Raw genomic sequence first — 19173 nt, 5'->3', positions numbered from 1 at the left:
TCAGGGGCCAAGGTCCCGCGGCGGGGGTGCGCTTCGCCACCTCGCGTCCCGGGGCCGGATCGGGACCTTGGCCCCTTGGGTCGTGCGGGCCCCACGGCTTGACTGGTGGTGCGACGAGGAGAGCCAGACCAAGGTTGCGGGACCGAGGACCGGGAGACCGGACCGACGCCCGAGACTCCATTACCCGTGTCAAACGGGATGAGGCTCTCCTCGTCCACCCGTGCCGCCACCTACGCTGGCCGGATGACCGTCCGCGTCGAGCGCCGAGGCTCTGTCACCACCGTCGTCCTCGACCGTCCCGAGGCCCGCAACGCCGTGGACGGACCCACGGCGCGGGCGCTCGCCGAGGCGTTCCGTGAGTTCGACGCCGACCCCGCCGCCGCGGTCGCCGTGCTGTACGGCGCCGGCGGGACCTTCTGCGCCGGCGCGGACCTCAAGGCCGTCGGCACCGCGACCGGCAACCGGGTCGAGGCGGACGGTGACGGCCCGATGGGGCCGACCCGGATGCGGCTGTCCAAGCCGGTCGTCGCGGCCATCGAGGGTCACGCCGTCGCGGGTGGTCTCGAGCTCGCCGCGTGGTGCGACCTGCGGGTGGCTGCCGACGACGCGGTGCTCGGGGTGTTCTGCCGCAGGTGGGGCGTGCCCCTGGTCGACGGCGGCACGGTCCGGCTGCCGCGGCTGATCGGGACCAGCCGCGCGCTCGACCTGATCCTCACCGGGCGGCCGGTCGGCGCGGACGAGGCCGAGCGGATGGGCCTGGTCAACCGTGTGGTCCCGGCGGGAACCGCGCGGGAGACAGCCGAGGCGCTGGCGGCGTCCCTCGCCGCGTTCCCCCAGGAGTGCCTGCGCGGGGACCGGCTCTCCGTGCTGGAGCAGGAGGGACTCCCGGCCCCGGCTGCGATGTCCGGGGAGCTGGAGCACGGGCTGCGGTCCCTGGCCGCCGGCGCCCTCGACGGCGCCGCGCGCTTCGCGTCCGGTGCCGGCCGGCACGGGACCTTCGAGGTCTGAGCCCCTGGACGGGTCGGGCGCGGCGGGTCAGCGCGGTGGTCGCAGGCAGACGGCCACCAGCGAGGTGGGCCCGTCGTCCTTGAAGACCTGCCAGCCACGGTCGAACGACACCAGCTCGATCGTGCCCCGCGGGCGGCGGATGATCGCCGAGCGAGGGATCGCGGTCTGCCCGAAGCCCTGGGTGCTGCACTCGTAGCGCGCCATCAGGGACCGCACCTGGAGGGTTGCGGGAGTCTCCACCCGGGTGTGCGACGTCGGGTCGGAGCTGTCGCTCATGCCGGTGACGTCGAGGCCGTCGGGCAGCAGGGCGGTCGCGACCGCTGCAGCCACGACCGTGATCCCGGCGGCCTGGACCAGGTGGTCGCGCAGGCGGCGGGGCGGGCGGCGGCGGGGTAGCGGTGCCATGACAGCCCAACGAGCGCACGGCGACCGGGTCACGGTGGGCCGCAGCGGGAGGGCTCAGCCGACGACGCACCCCGTCGGAGCAGTGGGCAGCGACCTGTGCACGCCGACGTGCAGGAGGAGGGGGATGCCGCACACCGTGTCGACCAGCCGGTAGTGCTCGGTCAGGGCAGCGCCCACCCGGCCCGTCGGGTCGAGGTGCCACGAGTCGAGCGGTGAGGACTCGACCACCCAGGTCGGGGCCCGGCCGCCCCGGAGCCGGCGCACCAGGTGGACCAGGTCCGGGTCCAGCGTGCGCATCGGCAGGGTCCACAGGTACGGGTAGACAGGGGTCAAGCCGGCCGCCGCCAGGATGTCGGCGCGCCCGTAGGTGACCAGGCCGCTGTCGCCGGGGCGGCTGGCGGCGCGCAGCCAGGTGGCCACCGCGCTGCCCTGGTGCTCCTCGGGAGGCTCGTACGCCGCGGCGCGCATGCCGGTCACGACCACGGCCGAGGCGAGGACCAGCGCGACCCCGGGCACCACGGGGAGCCGCCGGCGCAGCCCGCTCCCGGCCGCCAGCGCGGCCACCAGCACGACGCCCGGGACGAGCCCGATCAGGTAGTGCGCCCAGTAGCTCCCGCCGAGCACCACGCCGACGCTCTCGAACGCCACCATCGCGAGGACCCCGACGGTCACCGGGTCGCCTCGGCGCACGCCGGGGAACAGCGACCACAGGCCGGGGACCACGACCAGGGCGATGCCGCTGAGCAGGGTGAGCCCGAGCAGGGTCACGGCCCGGGCGTGGGTGGCGCTCGAGGAGTAGCCGACCATGACCGACGCCGCGTCGACGCGGAACTGGTACAGCGTGAACCAGAGCGTGCCCACGCCCGGTCCCTCGGTCTGGGCCCAGAGCGCCGTGGCCGCCAGGGGGAGCAGGACCCCTGCCGCTCCCATGCCGACGACGCGCAGGGCCCGACGCCACGGCCAGGCGTCGGTGACCGCGCCGGTGACGGCGAGGACGAGGCCGAGGACCAGCGCGTCGGCGAGGTTCTGCTTGACCAGCAGCGCCCCGGCCGCCAGCGTCCCGGCGAGCACGAGCAGGAGGTCGTCGCGGCCGGGTCGGAAGCTGCGCAGCGCCGCCAGCAGCGCCAGGCACGCCAGCATGGTCAGCGGGGCGCCGAGCAGCTCGCCGTTCACCTCCACCGAGCCCAGCAGCGGGTTCCCGGCCAGGGCGGCGGCGACGAGGGCCGCCCACGCCGTACCGCGTCGTCCCGCGAGCAGGTGGCCGCACCCTGCGGCGGCGACCACCAGCCCGGCCGTCGTCAGCAGGGCCAGCAACCGGGCCGGCTCGAGGCCGCCGAGCTCGACCGCGAACCTCCAGAACAACACCAGGGCCGGCGGCCTGTCGACGAAGAGGTGCCCGTAGAGCGTCGGACCGCCCTCGTGCCACTGCCGCGCCACCAGCATCAGCCCGCCCTCGTCGGGGTAGGTGACGTGCCGCACGAACGGGATCCGCAGTCCGAGGCTCAGCAGGACCGCACCCGTGGTGACGACCACGGGTGAGCCGAGCACGTGGAGTGTCCGCCCGAGCCGGCGCGGCACCGCTCCCATGCCGTCGACGCTAGGTCGCATCCGTGAAGGCCGGATGAACCGAAGGTCCTGACAGTGGGCAGGAGGGCACTCCAGGCGGGGTGTCTCCTAGGCTCGCGTCGTGACCTCCCCCGTGACTCCCGCCTGGTTCTCCTCGCCGTCCGACGCCGCCGACCGCCTGGCAGGCGCCGGGTACCTGGCCGACCCGGCGACCGCGACGACGGCGTACCTCGCCGGCGCGCTGGAGAAGCCGCTCCTCGTCGAGGGGCCCGCCGGCGTGGGGAAGACCGAGCTCGCCAAGGCGGTGGCCCGGGCGACCGGGGCCGACCTGGTCCGGTTGCAGTGCTACGAGGGGCTGGACGAGGCGCGGGCGCTCTACGAGTGGAACTACAAGAAGCAGCTGCTCCGCATCCAGGCCTCGCAGAACGACCAGACGTGGTCGGAGACCCACGACGACATCTTCACCGACGAGTTCCTGCTGACCCGGCCGCTGCTGACCGCGATCCGGCGTGAGGAGCCGACCGTCCTGCTCGTCGACGAGGTCGACAAGACCGACGTCGAGGTGGAGGGCCTGCTCCTGGAGGTGCTCTCGGACTTCCAGGTCACGATCCCCGAGCTCGGCACGGTGGCCGCCGTGCGCCGGCCGTTCGTGGTGCTCACCTCCAACGCGACCCGGGAGCTCTCCGAGGCCGTCAAGCGACGCTGCCTCTACCTCCACCTCGACTACCCCGACGCCGAGCGGGAACGCGAGATCGTGACCTCGCAGGTGCCCGACCTCGAGCAGCGGGTCGCCGAGCAGCTGGTCGCCACCGTCGGCCGGCTGCGCGAGCTGGAGCTGAAGAAGGCCCCGTCGATCGCCGAGTCGGTCGACTGGGCGCGCACGCTGATCGCCCTCGAGATCGGGGACCTCGACCAGCAGGCCGTGGCCGAGACGCTGGGCGTCGTCCTCAAGCACGCCTCCGACCAGGACCGCGCGGTGCGCGAGCTGAAGCTCGCCCGGCGCTCGTGACGTGGGGCTGAAGCCGCCATGTCCCTGACCGGCTCGCACATCGCGTTCCTCGAGGCGCTGCGCGGCGCCGGCCTGCCGGTCTCGCTGGCCGAGGGGGTCGACGCGGTGGCCGCGCTGCGGGCGCTGCCGTGGGACGACCGGTCGACGGTGCGCGAGGCGTACGCCGCCACGCTGGTCAAGCGGCACTCCCAGCGGCCCACCTTCGACACGCTCTTCGACCTCTACTTCCCGCGCCTGGTCGGCGAGGGGGTGGCCGCCGCGGAGACCGACGAGGGCCACGGCGGCGTCCGGGACAACGCCGCCGCGCTGACCTCGTTCCGCGACCGGCTGCTCGAGGCGCTGACCTCGGAGGAGGCCGCCGGGGGGCGGCAGGAGCAGCAGTCGCTGGCGGTCGAGATGGTCGGCCGGTTCGGGGCGATGCCCGGTCGCGGCCCGGGCCTGTCCTCGTGGTCGGCCTACACCGCGCTGCAGCGGGTGTCGCCCGCCGAGCTGACCGACCGCATCGTCGCCGCGCTGCTGGCCGAGGGACGGACCGAGGAGGAGGCGGCGCGGGTGGCCGGCCGTCGGATCGGCGCGTTCACCCGGCTGGTCGAGGACGACGCCCGGCGCCGGATCGCCGAGGAGAAGGGCGCCGACCACGTCGCCGAGGTCGCCGTGCGGCCGACGATCGACCGGCTCGACTTCACCTCCGCGCGCAAGGCGGACCTCGAGGAGATGCGGCGCGAGATCTACCCCCTCGCGCGCCGGCTCGCGACCAGGCTCACCCGGGAGCACCACGCCCGGCGCCGCGGGCCGCTCGACTTCCGGCGCACCGTCCGGGCGTCCATCTCGACCGGCGGCGTCCCGCTGGTCACCCACCACAAGCCGAAGCGCCCGCACCGCACCGAGCTGGTGGTGCTCTGCGACGTGAGCGGGTCGGTGGCGAGCTTCGCCCGGTTCACGCTGCTGCTGGTCTTCGCGCTGCGCGAGCAGTTCCAGAACCTGCGCGCGTTCACGTTCGTCGACAACGTCCACGAGGTGACCGGGCACTTCCGGCCGGGCGCCGACATCGCGGACGTGATGGCGGACTTGGCCGCGAGCACCTCGCACGCCGCCCTGTGGGGGCGCACCAACTACGGTCGGGCGTTCTCGACCTTCGCCGACCGGTTCCCCGACGCGCTGGGGCCGAAGTCCTCGCTGCTCGTGCTCGGCGACGCCCGCTCGAACTACAGCGACCTCTCCCTGCCGGTGCTCGCCGAGCTGGCCCGCACCGCGCGCCACTCCTGGTGGCTCAACCCCGAGCACCGGCGGCACTGGGACACCGGCGACTCGGCCGCTCGTGCCTACGGCGAGGTGGTGCCGATGGTGGAGTGCCGGAACCTGACCCAGCTCGGGGAGTTCGTGCACGACCTCCTGTGACGGTCATCCCCTCAGGTAGCCGAGCTCCTGGATGCGCTGGATCTCCGCGCGCACTTCCGGGTGCGGGGCGGAGTCGGCGGCGCGGCCGCCCGCGACGTACGCGCCGTGTCCCTGCTGGCCTCCGCCGTCGAAGACCACCGTGAGCCGGTTGCCCACCCCCGCGTTGACCAGGGAGCCGAGCAGCGCCACCGGGTCGGAGCGGTCCTCCAGCGCTAGGACCCGCGTGGCCTCGGGGATCCGCGGCACACCCGCGGAGGGGGCGCCCGTCGTGACCAGCTGTTCGACGGCGAAGGCCCCGGAGACGTGGGTCGCGGCGACCTCGGCCGCGGCGACACCGCCCTGCGCCGAGCCGACCAGCATGATCCGGGCGTCCGCGACGCCCTCGACCGCGGCCTCGAGGGCGCGCACCACCTGACGGGTGTACGCCGAGTGGTCGCCGCCGACGAGCCGCAGCCGGCGGTCCGAGCCGCCGTCCGGCCCGGAGAGGTAGGCGATGAAGCGGTTCGTGTCGACCCGCTGCACGACCACGCTGCGCGGTGCCTCCGCCAGGGTGGTCATCAGCTCCTCGAGGTTGCGCGGCGCCGTCGACCGCGCGGTGTCGGCGGACTCCTCGACGGGCGGGACCTCCACGAGCCCCGCCGCGACGTCGCGCAGCGCCGAGCCCGCGTCGACCGCGAACGGCTCCACGCCCGCGGCCCGGAGCCCGCCGCGGGCGGCCAGCCGACCCCGCTCCCCGGCCAGCACGCCGGTGGTCAGCAGCGACCGCATCTGCAGGCCGTCGAGCAGCCCGCCCCCGCCGCTGGTGACGTGGTCCATCAGCTCGGGGTTGTTCTCCGCGAGCTCGCTGAGGTAGGCCGCGACCCCGTCCCGGTCCAGCGCGTCGGTCTCGATCAGGCCGGCCGAGACGATCGCGCCGCCGAGCGCGACCTCGGGGGCGAGGTAGCCGATCGCGCGTCCGGCGATCGTGCCCAGGGTCTTGTACGCCGCGTCCTGCAGCTCGTCGATCCAGCGGTAGGTGAGCACGGTCGCGCGGACGACGAGGGCGTCGGCGTCCAGCTCGACCGACCGGGTCAGCAGGCCGTGCTTCCCCGTGGTCGCGGCGCGGACGTCGTCCTCGGCCACGGCGAAGGTCGACGGCGAGAGCTCGGCGGACTCGGCGACCGCGGGGTCGCGCAGCACCTCGGCGCCGAGCCGGGCCCGGCCGCGCATCTCCTCGCCGGCGCTGTCGAAGAGCGCGGCGAGACGCAGCATGCGGTCGTACTTGTCGTCCAGGTCGGCGGCCTCGACCGCCGTCAGCGGTGCCTCGCGGACCTCGTCGGACTCGGCGCGCTCGCTCATGACGTCACCTCCACGAGGACGGGGGCCAGGCCGGTGGCCAGGTCGCCGGGGTCGACGCGCCGGACCTCGACCCGGTGCTCGTCCCCGTCGCGGTGGGGCCGCAGGGCGTGCCACCCGTCGGCGAGCAGTACCCAGGAGACCACGCCCGCCACCGTCGTGTCCTTGCCGGAGACGTCCGCGACCATGGCGCGGAGCCGGCCGCGGGTCTCGGTCCCGAGCGCGGTGACCAGCCCCGCCACGTCGGCGTCGGCCAGGGGCGCGCCCTGCTCGTCGCGGACCGCGCCGCTGTGCTGGGCCACGAGCACCGGCACCAGGTCGGAGCGGCCGCTGCGGGCCGCCTCGCCGGCCGCGTCCAGCAGCTCGTACGGCAGGTCGACGATCGGCGGGAACGCGGAGTCGTGGAGCGTGAGGTCCTCGGGCACCACCGCCACGCGGGCCAGCTCGCCGGACCACTGCGCGACCGGGAACCACGCCACCTCGAAGACGATGCCGTCGACCGTGGAGAGGGTGGCGACGGCGTCGTCGGCCTGGCGGTGCCAGGCCTTGGCGCGCACGCTGCCCACGCCGATGTCGAGGTCGAGGGCGATCGCCGGGGTGGCCAGCAGCCCGACCGCGCCGACGAGGCCCGGGTCCACCGCCTCGCCGTCCAGCAGCCCGCGGCGGCCGAGGCTGGTGGCCGGGTCGTGCAGGGCGGCGAGCGCCGCGGCGTACGCCTCGTCCTCGGTCGACGCCCGGCTCCGGCCGAGCCGGCCGTCCAGTGCGGTGGCACCGGCGGGTTCGGCGACGTCGAAGGGGAGGGGGGCGCCGCCGGCCCGCTCGGCGACCAGGCGCAGCTCCGGGAGGGTGAGCGCGGCCCGGCGGGGCAGGGCGTCGAGGAGCCCGGTCGGCTCGGGCGGCGGTGCGCTCAGGTCGATGGTGGGCATGTCAGAGTCCCGGGATCTCGACGGTCAGCCAGTCCTTGTGGCCGCGCGGGGGTGGTGTGAACCCGGCGAGCCTCGCGTCGGCCGGGTCGGGGGAGCGGCGCACGCCGGCGGGGTCGTCGTGCGCCTCCACGCGGGCGACGCGGGTGCGTGCCTCGGTGACCAGCACCTCCGCCCGGCGCTCGGTGCCCGCGATCGTCTCCTTGAGCGACTCGACCTCCTGCAGGTGGCGCTCGAGGGACTCGGCCGCGGTCTCGTGCCGCGCGGCCGCCTCGCGCACCAGTGCCGCCCGGTCACGGATGCGCCGGCGCATCGAGTCGGCGGCCCGGCCGGTCCACGCGATGGACTCCGTGCGGGCCACGAGCTGGTCGGCCAGGGCGCGCAGGTCGACTCCCTGCTCGCGTAGCTGGGCGGCGCGCCTGCGCATGACGCCCGAGTCGCCGTACATCCGTCACTCACAACCTTTCAAGGGGTACCCGGGCGCTTTCCCGCGAACAGGTCCGGTGAAACCCGGGAGCCCGGTCGGGCTCGTAACCCCCGGGCGGCACCGGTCGTTGGCATCCCGCGACGGGTCCGACCCGCGACCGCCACCACCAGGAGCTGCCATGCCTCGCACCCGTGCACGCCGCCTCATCGGCCCCGGCGCCCTCGTCGCCCTGCTGGCCGTCCTGCTGCTCCCGGTGCCCGAGGCGTCCGCGGCGGGGGACGCCGCGGAGCCCGGCGTGCGCCGCGCGGTGTTCGTCGGCAACAACTGGGACGGCACCGCCGACGTCCTCGCCCCCGGCTCCTTCGAACGGCTGGGGCGCATCGACGTGGTCCCCGACCGCGACGAGCGGATGCGGGAGATCGCCCTCAACCCGGTGCGGATGACGTTCTTCCTCGCGATCCGCCAGGAGATCGGTGAGGGGCACGACCAGCTCGTCGACGACATGTACTCCTCGCGCGACGGACGCCTGCTCGTGGTCTCGCGCCCGTCGTTCGCCGACGTGGTCGCGATCAGCCTCAGGACGAAGAAGATCGTCTGGCGCTTCCCGGTCGCGGGCTACCGCTCCGACCACATGGCGATGTCGCCGGACGGCAGGCGGGTGGTCGTGAGCGCCTCGACGGCGGGCGTCGTGCACGTGCTGCGCGTGCGTGACGGCAAGGAGCTGGGCCAGTTCCCCTCGGGCGGCTCCCCGCACGAGAGCGTCTTCATCGACGGCGGCCGCCGGATCCTGCACGCGAGCATCGGCATGGTCTACAGCCCGCTGGACCAGCCGGAGGCCGACGCCACCAAGCAGGAGCGGCTGCTGGAGATCGTGGACGCGCGGACCCTGAAGGTGCTACGGAAGTACGACCTGCGCAAGGCCCTCGACGAGCGCGGCATGACCCGGACCAGCACCGCCGTGCGGCCGCTGACCCTCAGCCCCGACGACCGGACCTTCTACTTCCAGGTCTCGTTCTTCCACGGCTTCCTGGAGATGGACCGTGCGAGCGGGCGGATCACCCGGGTCAAGCACCTGCCGAACCTGGTGCCGGACACCCCGCGGGAGCAGTACCTGCTGGACTCCGCCCACCACGGCATCGCGATGAACCCGGCCGGCACGAAGCTCTGCGTCGCCGGCACCATGTCGGACTACGCGACCGTCGTCGACGCCCGCACCTTCGACCGGGGCCGGCTGCTGAAGGGCGGTCTCAAGCCCTACTGGGTGACGCCGAGCTGGGACGGCCGGACCTGCTACGTGTCCTGGAGCGGGTCGGACCGGATCTCGAAGATCTCCTACCGCACCGGGCGGATCCTGCAGAGCGTGCACGTGGGCGACCACCCGCAGCGGGTGCGCAACGGCTACCTCGACAGGTCGCTGGTCGCCGGGCTCTGACCCGGCAGGCTCAGAGGGCGTCGGCCAGCCGGTCGAGCGCCCGCTCGATGTCGCTGCCGGGTCCGGCGAAGCTGAGCCGGATGAACCGGCCGCCGTCGACGGTGTCGAAGTCGACGCCGGGCGCGACCGCCACGCCCGTGCGGGCGAGCAGGTCGTGGGCGAACGTCATCGAGTCGTCGGTGAGGTGCCCGACGTCGGCGTACACGTAGAACGCCCCGTCGGCCGGGGCCAGCTGCGTGATCCCCAGTCGCGGGAGTCCCTCGAGGAGCAGCTGCCGGTTGTGGGCGTACCTGCGGACGTGGCCGTCGAGCTCGGCGTACGACGCGTCGCTGAACGCCGCGAGGCCCGCGTGCTGGGCGAGCACCGGCGGGCAGATCGTGAAGTTGCCGGTCAGCACGTCGACCGCACGACGCAGGTGTGCCGGCGCCAGCATCCAGCCGATCCGCCAGCCGGTCATCGAGAAGTACTTCGAGAACGAGCTGAACACCACGGCCCGGCGGCTGGTCTCCCAGGCGCTGCGCGACATCGGGGCGCCGCCGTCGAGCGGGGCGTACTCGATGCCGTGGTAGATCTCGTCGGAGATCAGCTGCACGCCGCTCTCGTCGCACCACGCAGCGAGGTCGGCCAGCTCGGAGGGCAGCAGCATGGTGCCGGTGGGGTTCGCCGGGCTCGCCAGCACCAGCCCCTGGAGGTCCGGGATCGCGGCGACCTGCTCCACCGTCGGCTGGAAGCGCGTCGCCGGTCCGGTCGGGATCTCGACGACCTCGCAGCCCAGCGCCGTGAGCACGTTGCGGTAGCAGGGGTAGCCCGGACGGGCCATGGCGACGCGGTCACCGGCCTCGAACGCGGCCAGGAACGCGAGCAGGAAGCCGCCGCTGGACCCGGTGGTCACCACCACCTCGTCGGGGTCGACCTCGATCCCGTGGGCGCGCCGGTGGTGGCCGGCGATCGCCTCGCGCAGCTCGAGGATCCCGGTGGCGGGGGTGTAGCCGAGCGCTTCTCCCGACCGGAGCAGGCGCACCGCCTCGTCCCGCACCGGCACGGGTGCCCCCGTGCTCGGCTGCCCGGCCAGCAGGTTGAGCGTGTCGCCGTGCGTGCGCTGGCGCTCGGCGGACGCCGCCAGCAGGTCCATAACGTGGAACGGCGGCACGTTCGCCCGGCCGGCGGCTTCGAAGCGGTTCACCCGCTCGACCCTAACGAGGCCGCGTGCGCGTCCACGATCGACCGGTGAGCGCCCCCGCTAGACTGCGTGTCCGCCGCCCCTGCGATTGCGCGAGGTGACCCTTGACCTTTGACGTCCACCAGCTCGACACCTTCGTCCTGGTGGGGTCCGCGGTCACGTTCCTGGCCATCCTCGCCGTGCGGCTCTCCTCCCGGGCCGGCCTGCCGAGCCTGCTGATCTACCTGCTGATGGGTGTGGCGCTGGGTGAGTCCGGCGCCGGGATCCACTTCTCGAACGCCGAGCTCACCCACTCCCTGGGGTTCGCCGCGCTGGCGGTCATCCTGGCCGAGGGTGGGCTCACCACCAGGTGGAGCGAGGCACGGCCCTCGATGAGGCTGGGTCTCTCGCTGGCCACGCTGGGCGTGGGGGTGTCGGTCGCGGTCATGGCGCTCGCCGCCCACTACGTCCTCGGCCTGTCGTGGCAGCTGGCGGTGCTGCTGGGTGCGGTGACGTCGCCGACCGACGCGGCCGCGGTGTTCTCCGTGCTCCGGGTGGTGCCGCTGCCACGCCGGCTGGTCGGCACCCTCGAGGCGGAGTCCGGGCTCAACGACGCGCCGACGGTGGTCCTCGTGACGCTGGTGTCCACCGGCGCCGTCGCCGAGCACGGGCTCCTCGGCACCGCCGGGATCATCGTCTACGAGCTCGCTGCCGGCACCGCTGTCGGTCTCGCGTGCGGCTTCGGCGGCGCCTGGATCATGCGCCGGGCGGCCCTGCCGTCCTCGGGCCTGTACCCGCTCGCGGTCCTCACCCTGACCTTCCTCGCGTACGGCACCGCGGCCGCCCTCCACGGCTCCGGCTTCGCCGCGGTGTACGTCGCCGCGCTGGTGCTGGGCAACATGGAGCTCCCGCACCGGGCCGCGACCCGCTCGTTCGCCGAGGGCGTGGCCTGGCTGGCGCAGATCGGCCTCTTCGTGATGCTCGGGCTGCTGCTCGCGCCGTCGCGCATCAGCCTGTCCACCGTCGCCCTGGCCGTGGTCGCCGGTCTCGTGCTCACGTTCGTGGCCCGGCCGGTGTCGGTGGTGGCGAGCGCCGTGGTGCAGCGGATGGGCTGGCGCGAGCTGTCCTTCCTGTCCTGGGCCGGGCTGCGCGGCGCGGTCCCCATCGTGCTGACCACGATCCCCCTGGCCGAGGGGGTCGAGGGCTCGACCCGGCTGTTCGACCTGGTCTTCGTGATGGTCGTGATCTACACGCTGCTGACCGGCCCGACCCTGCCCTGGGTCGCGCGGGTCCTGAAGGTCGCCCGCCGGTCCGAGCCCCGGGGTCTCGAGGTCGAGGCGGCGCCCCTGGAGCGCATCGCCGCCGACCTGCTGCAGGTGTCGATCAGCCCGGTGTCGCGGATGCACGGCGTCGAGGTGGGCGAGCTGCGCCTGCCCAAGGGAGCCTCGGTGAGCATGGTGATCCGGGAGGGGGAGACGCTGGTGCCGGAACGACGCACGGTCCTGCGGCACGGCGACGACCTGCTCGTGGTCACGCCGCGCAAGCTGCGGGTGCAGACCGAGCAGCGGCTGCGCCAGGTCAGCGAGGGCGGTCGGCTGGCGCAGTGGCTGGGTCGCGACGAGGAGCGCCGGCGCGGCTGACCGCGGCGGGTCAGCTCACCGGGGGCGAGCAGATCTCGGAGTCGCTGCGGGCCACGACCCTCTTCGGCCCGCGGACCAGCTTGTCGAAGCCGTCGTTGACGACCACGGTCACCCCGACCCCGGGCGACTTCTTCTTCTCGACGACCGGGACCCGGGGGCCGAGCTGTCGGGCCACCAGCAGGGCTGCGGGGTTCTGTCCGTCATCGGTCCAGACCTGCACCCTCAGCACGTCCTTGCCCCGCGAGGTGTTGCCGCTCTCGCCGACCTGGAAGCCGCGTCGCTCGAGCATCGCCATGGTCTGCGCGGCCAGCCCCTGACGGTCACCGGCGTTGAACACGCTGACGACCACCTGCTCGGGGAAGACCTTCTCGCCCTTGGCCACCGGCCGGTCCTCGCACAGGGCCGGGTCGGCCTTGCCGGGGAACGGCTCGGTCATCGCCGACCAGCCCCACAGTGCACCGAGCAGCAGCAGGACACCCAGGACGCCGATGGTCGCGGCAGACCGGGCGCCCGCGCGCATCAGCCCTCCACGGGGTGGACGCGGGCGTGCAGGACGTTGCGCTGCTGCAGTGCGGCCCGGAGCGCCCGATGGAGGCCGTCCTCGAGGTAGTACTCGCCGCGCCACTCCACGACGTGGGCGAACAGGTCGCCGTAGAATGTGGAGTCCTCGTCGAGCAGCGCGGCCAGCTGCAGCGTGTCCTTGGTGGTGACCAGCTCGTCGAGACGCACCTGGCGCGGCGGCACGGCCGCCCACGCCCGCGAGGACAGCCCGTGGTCGGGGTACGGACGCCCCTCGCCGACGCGCTTGAAGATCACGCCGCGACTATAACCATCGCGCCCGCGCAGGCGCCGTCGCGCGAGATCCGGCGCTCGGTGGGCGCACGCTCGTAGTCTCGGGCCCATGACCGAGATGCCGCAGCCGGCAGCCGCCGCAGGTGAGGACCCGATCGCCGCGGCGGTCGCCCAGGGATACGCGTTCGAGGGGCCGGCCCTGGAGCTCGGCGGGCTGGTCCTGGACGCCGATCGGCTCAGTGACGTACGCATCCGGATCCCGCTGGCGATGGTGAACCGGCACGGCCTGGTGGCCGGCGCGACCGGCACCGGCAAGACCAAGACCCTGCAGCTGCTGGCCGAGCAGCTCAGCGCCCTGGGGGTCCCGGTGTTCGCCGCCGACGTCAAGGGCGACCTCTCCGGCCTGACGACCCCGGGCACCCCGAGCGAGAAGCTCGCGGCGCGGGCGGCCTCGGTCGGCCAGGAGTGGCACGCCACGGGGTTCCCGGTCGAGCTCTACGCCCTGGGCGGCCGGGGCACGGGCGTGCCGTTGCGGGTCACGATGTCCGCGTTCGGGCCGGTGCTGCTGAGCAAGGTGCTCGGGCTCAACGACACCCAGGCCTCCAGCCTCGGGCTGGTCTTCCACTACGCCGACGGTGCGGGGCTCCCGCTGCTGGACCTCGCCGACCTGCGGGCGGTGGTGACGCACCTGGTCAGCGACGAGGGCCGGGCCGAGCTCAAGAGCCTCGGCGGACTCTCCACCGCCACGGCCGGGGTGATCCTGCGAGAGCTGATCGCCTTCTCCGACCAGGGTGCCGACGCGTTCTTCGGTGAGCCGGAGTTCGAGACCGCCGACCTGCTGCGCACCGCAGCCGACGGGCGCGGCGTGATCAGTCTCGTCGAGCTGCCGGACCTGCAGGACCGGCCGGCGGTGTTCTCGACGTTCCTCATGTGGCTGCTCGCGGACCTGTTCCACGACCTGCTCGAGGTCGGCGACGTCGAGAAGCCGAAGCTCGTGTTCTTCTTCGACGAGGCGCACCTGCTCTTCCACGACGCCTCCGAGGAGTTCCTCGACCAGGTCGCGCAGACGGTGCGCCTGATCAGGTCGAAGGGGGTGGGCGTCTTCTTCGTGACGCAGAGCCCCACCGACGTGCCGGACGACGTGCTGGGGCAGCTCGGCTCGCGGGTGCAGCACCAGCTGCGGGCGCACACGCCCAACGACGCCAAGGCGCTGCGGGCGACGGTCGACACCTACCCCCGGTCGGCCTACGACGACCTCGGCGAGGTGATCACCGGGCTCGGGATCGGGGAGGCGGTCGTGACCGTGATGGACGAACGCGGTGCGCCGACGCCCGTGGCGTGGACCCGGCTGCGCGCACCGGAGTCCCTCATGGGCCCGGCCGACGCCGCCGCGATGCAGGCCGCGGTCGCGGCCAGCCCGGGCCAGGCGAGGTACGGCGTACCGGTGGACCGGGAGTCCGCCCGCGAGATGCTCGCGGCCCGTCTCGAGGAAGGTGCCCGCAAGCAGGCGGAGGAGGAGCGTGCCGGCGGGGAGCGGGCCGGTCAGCAGCCGCAGACCCGGGCGCCGCGCCCTCCGGCGAAGAAGGGTGCGGTCAGGAGCGGCTCCCGGGCACCGAAGGACACCGGCGACCTGGTCACGGACGTGGTCACCTCACCGGTCTTCAAGGACCTCGTGCGCACGGCCGCTCGCGAGATCGCACGCGGGATGTTCCGCACCGGCCGGCGCTGAAGGGCGCCGACCGGTCGCGTCCGTCAGGCGGACCAGCGCACCGAGTCGTCGACGAAGTCGGCCCAGGCGTTGACCCCGCGCAGGTCGCCGCGGGACTCCATCAGGCTGGTGAGTGCCTGCGCGTGGCGGGTGCGCAGGTCGCGCTGCTCGGCCACCCGGTCGAGACCGTGCTCGATCGTGGCGTCTCCCTGCACGTCGGTGTTCTGCATGTCGGCCCCCAAAGTGGTGCGTGTGGTTGATGTGGCACCAGCCTGCAGGGTCCAGATCGCCGGGAGGTTGACCCCGGGTTACAAGTACGTCTCGCGGGAGCGACTCAGAGCGCCTGGTCGGTCCACGCCATCTGCACGACCTCGATACCCCGGTCCCGCGACACGAGCCGACCTCGGCCGGGCGGCGCCGGCTGCGGCTTGATGTTGCCGATGAGCGGGCCCTCGTCGGGGGACCCGGACAGCAGCAGGCCCGGCATGGCCAGGTCGCGCATCGACTGGAGCACCGGCTCGTAGAGCGCGCGCGACGCGCCTCCGGACCGGCGGGCGACGGTGATGTGGAGCCCCACGTCGCGCGCCTGGGCCATCAGCGGCTGGAGCGCCTGCACCGGGGAGCTCTGCTGGGTGGCGACCAGGTCGTAGTCGTCGACGACGACGAACACCTCCGCGCCCTTCCACCACGAGCGGTTGCGCAGCTGCTCGGGGGTGACGTCGGGTCCGGGGATGCGGTTCTCGAGGTAGCTGGCGAGGTCGCGGATCGCCGGCTGCGCCTGGGTCGCCGAGGTCAGGTAGTTGAGGAGGTACTCGTCGGGGACCTCGCCCAGCAGCGAGCGGCGGTAGTCCACGATGACGATCTGCGCCTCCTGCGGCGACCGCGTGCGCATGATCTCGCGCACGTAGGTGCGCAGCACCGCGCTCTTGCCGGACTGCCCGTCGCCGAAGATCAGCAGGTGCGGCTCGCTGTCCGCGTCCAGCCCGACCGGTGCGAGCTCCTTCTCGTTGATGCCGAGCAGCAGGCGCTTGTCGGTGTCGGCGGGGCCGGCCTGCGCGAGCACGCTGGAGAGGTCGATGCGCTCGGGCAGCAGGCGCAGCTTGGGGCCCGAGGGGCCGTGCCACGCGGCCGAGACCCGCTTGATCAGGTCGTCGACGCCGTCGCCGAGGGTGTCCGCGTCGGCGGTGCCGTCGACCCTCGGGAGGGCGGCCAGGAAGTGCAGCTTGCCGGGGACCAGGCCGCGGCCGGCGCGACCGCTGGGCACCAGCGCCGCGATCTTGCGGTCGATCTCGGAGTCCATCGGGTCGCCGAGCCGCAGCTCGAGCCGGGTGCCGAACATGTCGCGCATCGCGGCGCGGAAGTCCGCCCAGCGCGCGGCGCCGGCGACGACGTGGAGGCCGAAGGTGAGGCCCCGCGTGGCGAGCTGCTGCAGCTCCATCTCGATGTCGTCGAAGTCGGCACGCAGGGTGCTCCACCCGTCGACGACGAGGAACACGTCGCCGTACCCGTCGTCCGCGCGGCCGGCGGCACGCCGCGAGCGGTAGGTCTCGATCGAGTCGATGCCCTGGGACCGGAAGTAGGCCTCGCGCCGGTCGACGACGCCCTGCACCTCCGCGAGGATGCGGCGGACGACGTCGGGCTCGGAACGGGTGCCGACGCCGGCGACGTGCGGCAGCTTCGTCAGGGGCGCGAAGGTGCCGCCGCCGAAGTCCAGGACGAACACCTGGGTCTCCAGCGGGGTCGTGGTCAGCGCCAGGCTGGTGACGATGGTGCGCAGCAGCGTGCTCTTGCCGCTGCGCGGGCCGCCCACCACGGCCACGTGGCCGCTGGCGCCGCTGAGGTTCACGGTGAGGGTGTCGCGGCGCTGCTCGCGCGGCCGGTCCACGGTGCCGAGCGGGATGACCAGGCCGCCGAGGCGGCGCCACTGCGGGGAGACCAGGCCGAGCTGGGGGTCCTCGGTGAGGTCGGCCATCAGCTCGTCGAGCGTGTCGGGGACGTCCAGCGGGGGCAGCCAGACCTGGTGGGCCGCAGGCCCCTGGCCGACCATGTGGTCGACGGCGATGTCGAGCAGCGAGTGCTGGTCGCCCTGGTCGGGTGCCGGCACCGGCTCGGGCTCCGGGTCGGACGTCTCGAGCGTGTGCACCTCGGAGATGGTGAAGGGCAGGATGCCCTTGAGGTGGCCGCCCTCGTCGCGGCGCACCCGCACCCGGCCCGACGGCGGGCCGGACACGTAGGCCGCCTTGAACCGCAGCATGGTGGAGGGGTCGGGCTTGAGGTAGCCGAGGCCGGGGACCGCCGGGAGCTCGTAGGCGTCGGGGACGCCGAGCACCGAGCGGGACTCGCCCGCGCTGAAGGTCCGCAGGCCCACCCGGTAGGAGAGGTGGGACTCCAGGCCGCGCAGCCGGCCCTCCTCGAGGCGCTGCGAGGCGAGCAGCAGGTGCAGTCCGAGCGAGCGGCCGAGCCGGCCGATGGCCACGAAGAGGTCGATGAACTCCGGCTTGGCCGACAGCATCTCGGAGAACTCGTCGACCACGAGGAACAGGGACGGCAGCGGCGCGAGGTCCTCGCCGGCGGCACGCGCCTTCTCGTAGTCCCGCACCGAGGCGAAGTTGCCGGCCTCGCGGAGCAGCTCCTGGCGCCGCACCATCTCACCGGACAGGGCGTCCTGCATGCGGTCGACCAGCGTGAGCTCCTGGGCGAGGTTGGTGATCACCGCGGAGACGTGGGGCATCTCCGACATGCCGGAGAACGTCGCGCCGCCCTTGAAGTCGACGAGCACCATGTTGAGCTGCTCGGGGGAGTGGGTCAGCGCGAGCCCGAGGACCAGCGTGCGCAGGAACTCGGACTTGCCGGATCCGGTCGCGCCGATGACCAGGCCGTGCGGGCCCATGCCCTGCTGGGCCGACTCCTTGATGTCGAGGTGCACCACGGAGCCGCCCTCGCCGAGCCCGATCGGCACCCGCAGCCGGTCGCGCGCCGGGCGCGGTCGCCACGCCGCGGCCGGGTCGAAGGAGCGGACGTCGCCGAGCGCGAGGAGCTCCATGAAGTCGGAGGGGCCGTTGATCTCACCGGACGTGTCCTCGCTGGGGCCGGTCGCGATCGTGTGCAGCGGCGTGAGCCGCCGGGCGAACGCCTCGGCGGTGGCCAGGTCGCACTGGTCGACCCGGGCGCGGATCGGCTCCTCGCGCAACCGCAGCGCCCGGACCGGGAACCGGCCGTCGGCCGCGGCCTCGCCGTCGAACTGGATCCGCAGGCGGGTCGCGTCGTCGAGCTCGTCCCAGCGAGCCGGCAGGTCGAGCAGTGTGACGCCGTGCAACCCGTCGGGCGGGATGACGTGGTTGCCGGGCGGGAGGGCCGCGCCGTCGGTGACCAGCAGGATGTGGGGGGTGGCCGGCCGCTCGTCGGCGCCGAAGCGCGGACGGTCGCCGAGGTCCGGGGGCAGGAGCGCGGCGAGGTCGGTCAGCGACGTGGAGACCATGCGCATCGGCCCGACCGCATCGGAGGCGCGCGCGCTGAGACCGTGGGGCAGCCACTTGATCCAGTCCCAGTGCGCGAGGTTCTGCTCCGAGCAGAGCACCGCGACGACGAGGTGCTCGGGGGAGTGGAACGTGGTGGCCGAGCAGATCATCGCGCGGGCCAGCGACCGGGCCGGCTCCTCCGGGCCGCACACCTCGACCCGGTCGAACGCGCGCAGGTCCACCGACGCCGGCAGGTCCGGCTGCAGGCGGTGCACGACCAGCAGCCGGTGCAGCGCCGAGGCGGCGGCCGGGTCGACCTGGTCGATGGGCGCGCTCTCCGGCGGGACCAGCTCCAGCGACAGCGGCTGGGCGCACACGCCGTACCGCACGTGCAGGAAGTTCGCGTCGGCGCTGCCGTGCTCCCACACCCGGGTCCGCTCCTCGGCCAGCGCCGGGAGGGCGCTGGGCTCGGGGTGGTGCCAGGTCAGGGCGCGTCGCTGCTGGTCGGCGGCCTCGCGCGCGACCTTGCGGACGTTGGCGAGGTAGCGGAGGTACTCGGTGCGCGACCCGCTGACCTGCTGCGTGCGCTGCTTACGCTGCCGGTCCAGCTGCACGATGATGAAGCCGAGGGTGGCGAAGAGGAACATGCCGGCCGCGATGTAGCTGCGCCCGCCGGTCGCGTTGCCCATCGTCGCCACCAGCACGATCGAGCCGAGGCTGCCCAGCATCGGGATCGCGTTCATCAGGACGCCGCTGGCGCCCTCGTTGGGCTCGATCTGCGGCGGCGGCTGGAGCACGATCTGCCCCGAGGGCATCTCGGGTTCGTCGAGCCGGGTCCCGCGAAGCGTCGTACTCACCAATTCCCCCTGTGGTCGTGCACCGGGCCGATCATAGATGTGGCGGGTCCGCACCC

Annotated in this window: 16 protein-coding genes; 6 read left to right on the top strand and 10 right to left on the bottom strand. The window is 73.8% G+C overall.

Going from position 1 to position 19173, the window contains the following annotated elements; translation table 11 throughout:
• Nucleotides 1–243: 243 nt before the first annotated feature.
• Nucleotides 244–1008, top strand: coding sequence for a crotonase/enoyl-CoA hydratase family protein (locus tag ACZ43H_RS18160; protein ID WP_464585230.1), 765 nt, complete (start codon nucleotides 244–246; stop codon nucleotides 1006–1008).
• Nucleotides 1009–1035: 27 nt separating this feature from the next.
• On the opposite strand, the gene ACZ43H_RS18155 is transcribed toward ACZ43H_RS18160, so the two are convergent.
• A complete protein-coding gene (locus ACZ43H_RS18155; protein ID WP_464585228.1) occupies nucleotides 1036–1413 on the bottom strand; it encodes a hypothetical protein in 378 nt (125 codons plus the stop codon).
• A 54-nt stretch (nucleotides 1414–1467) separates the two neighbouring features.
• Complete coding sequence (locus ACZ43H_RS18150) at nucleotides 1468–3000, bottom strand: hypothetical protein (RefSeq protein WP_464585227.1); 1533 nt, start codon at nucleotides 2998–3000, stop codon at nucleotides 1468–1470.
• A gap of 100 nt (nucleotides 3001–3100) precedes the next feature.
• On the opposite strand from ACZ43H_RS18150, the gene ACZ43H_RS18145 reads away from it, so the two are divergent.
• Both ACZ43H_RS18145 and ACZ43H_RS18140 read left to right on the top strand, forming a co-directional pair.
• Complete coding sequence (locus ACZ43H_RS18145) at nucleotides 3101–3988, top strand: AAA family ATPase (protein ID WP_464585225.1); 888 nt, start codon at nucleotides 3101–3103, stop codon at nucleotides 3986–3988.
• An 18-nt stretch (nucleotides 3989–4006) separates the two neighbouring features.
• Nucleotides 4007–5386, top strand: coding sequence for a vWA domain-containing protein (locus tag ACZ43H_RS18140; protein ID WP_464585223.1), 1380 nt, complete (start codon nucleotides 4007–4009; stop codon nucleotides 5384–5386).
• A gap of 3 nt (nucleotides 5387–5389) precedes the next feature.
• On the opposite strand, the gene ACZ43H_RS18135 is transcribed toward ACZ43H_RS18140, so the two are convergent.
• The 3 genes from ACZ43H_RS18135 to ACZ43H_RS18125 are packed head-to-tail and all read right to left on the bottom strand — an operon-like array spanning nucleotide 5390 to nucleotide 8092.
• Nucleotides 5390–6724, bottom strand: coding sequence for a hypothetical protein (locus ACZ43H_RS18135; protein ID WP_464585221.1), 1335 nt, complete (start codon nucleotides 6722–6724; stop codon nucleotides 5390–5392).
• Complete coding sequence (locus ACZ43H_RS18130; RefSeq protein WP_464585219.1) at nucleotides 6721–7647, bottom strand: hypothetical protein; 927 nt, start codon at nucleotides 7645–7647, stop codon at nucleotides 6721–6723. The genes ACZ43H_RS18135 and ACZ43H_RS18130 overlap by 4 nt, the downstream gene beginning before the upstream one ends.
• A 1-nt stretch (nucleotide 7648) precedes the next feature.
• Entirely contained in the window at nucleotides 7649–8092 is a 444-nt protein-coding gene (locus ACZ43H_RS18125) for a hypothetical protein (protein WP_464585217.1), read from the bottom strand.
• A gap of 157 nt (nucleotides 8093–8249) precedes the next feature.
• Here ACZ43H_RS18125 and ACZ43H_RS18120 point away from each other — a divergent pair, with 157 nt between their 5' ends.
• Entirely contained in the window at nucleotides 8250–9503 is a 1254-nt protein-coding gene (locus ACZ43H_RS18120) for a YncE family protein (protein WP_464585215.1), read from the top strand.
• A gap of 10 nt (nucleotides 9504–9513) precedes the next feature.
• On the opposite strand, the gene ACZ43H_RS18115 is transcribed toward ACZ43H_RS18120, so the two are convergent.
• Nucleotides 9514–10686, bottom strand: coding sequence for a pyridoxal phosphate-dependent aminotransferase (locus tag ACZ43H_RS18115; protein ID WP_464585213.1), 1173 nt, complete (start codon nucleotides 10684–10686; stop codon nucleotides 9514–9516).
• Between the two features lie 101 nt (nucleotides 10687–10787).
• Between ACZ43H_RS18115 and ACZ43H_RS18110 the strand changes: the two genes are divergently transcribed.
• Nucleotides 10788–12302 carry a potassium/proton antiporter gene (locus tag ACZ43H_RS18110; protein ID WP_464585211.1) on the top strand — a complete coding sequence of 505 codons (1515 nt, stop codon included), beginning with the start codon at nucleotides 10788–10790 and terminating at the stop codon, nucleotides 12300–12302.
• A gap of 10 nt (nucleotides 12303–12312) precedes the next feature.
• On the opposite strand, the gene ACZ43H_RS18105 is transcribed toward ACZ43H_RS18110, so the two are convergent.
• Nucleotides 12313–12822 (bottom strand): LytR C-terminal domain-containing protein, encoded by a 510-nt coding sequence (locus ACZ43H_RS18105; RefSeq protein WP_464585209.1) that lies wholly within the window; start codon nucleotides 12820–12822, stop codon nucleotides 12313–12315.
• Nucleotides 12822–13118 carry a type II toxin-antitoxin system VapB family antitoxin gene (locus tag ACZ43H_RS18100; RefSeq protein ID WP_464585208.1) on the bottom strand — a complete coding sequence of 99 codons (297 nt, stop codon included), beginning with the start codon at nucleotides 13116–13118 and terminating at the stop codon, nucleotides 12822–12824. The genes ACZ43H_RS18105 and ACZ43H_RS18100 overlap by 1 nt, the downstream gene beginning before the upstream one ends.
• A gap of 85 nt (nucleotides 13119–13203) precedes the next feature.
• Between ACZ43H_RS18100 and ACZ43H_RS18095 the strand changes: the two genes are divergently transcribed.
• Entirely contained in the window at nucleotides 13204–14823 is a 1620-nt protein-coding gene (locus ACZ43H_RS18095) for a helicase HerA-like domain-containing protein (protein WP_464585206.1), read from the top strand.
• A gap of 23 nt (nucleotides 14824–14846) precedes the next feature.
• On the opposite strand, the gene ACZ43H_RS18090 is transcribed toward ACZ43H_RS18095, so the two are convergent.
• Together ACZ43H_RS18090 and eccCa are read right to left on the bottom strand one after the other, a co-directional pair.
• On the bottom strand, nucleotides 14847–15032 hold the full coding sequence (locus tag ACZ43H_RS18090; protein ID WP_464585205.1) for a hypothetical protein: 186 nt from the start codon (nucleotides 15030–15032) through the stop codon (nucleotides 14847–14849).
• A 104-nt stretch (nucleotides 15033–15136) separates the two neighbouring features.
• Nucleotides 15137–19117, bottom strand: coding sequence for a type VII secretion protein EccCa (gene eccCa / locus ACZ43H_RS18085; protein WP_464585203.1), 3981 nt, complete (start codon nucleotides 19115–19117; stop codon nucleotides 15137–15139).
• Nucleotides 19118–19173: the final 56 nt, after the last annotated feature.

The organism is Nocardioides sp. DN36 (assembly GCF_055380375.1).
This window is presented reverse-complemented; position numbering and strand designations above follow the sequence as displayed.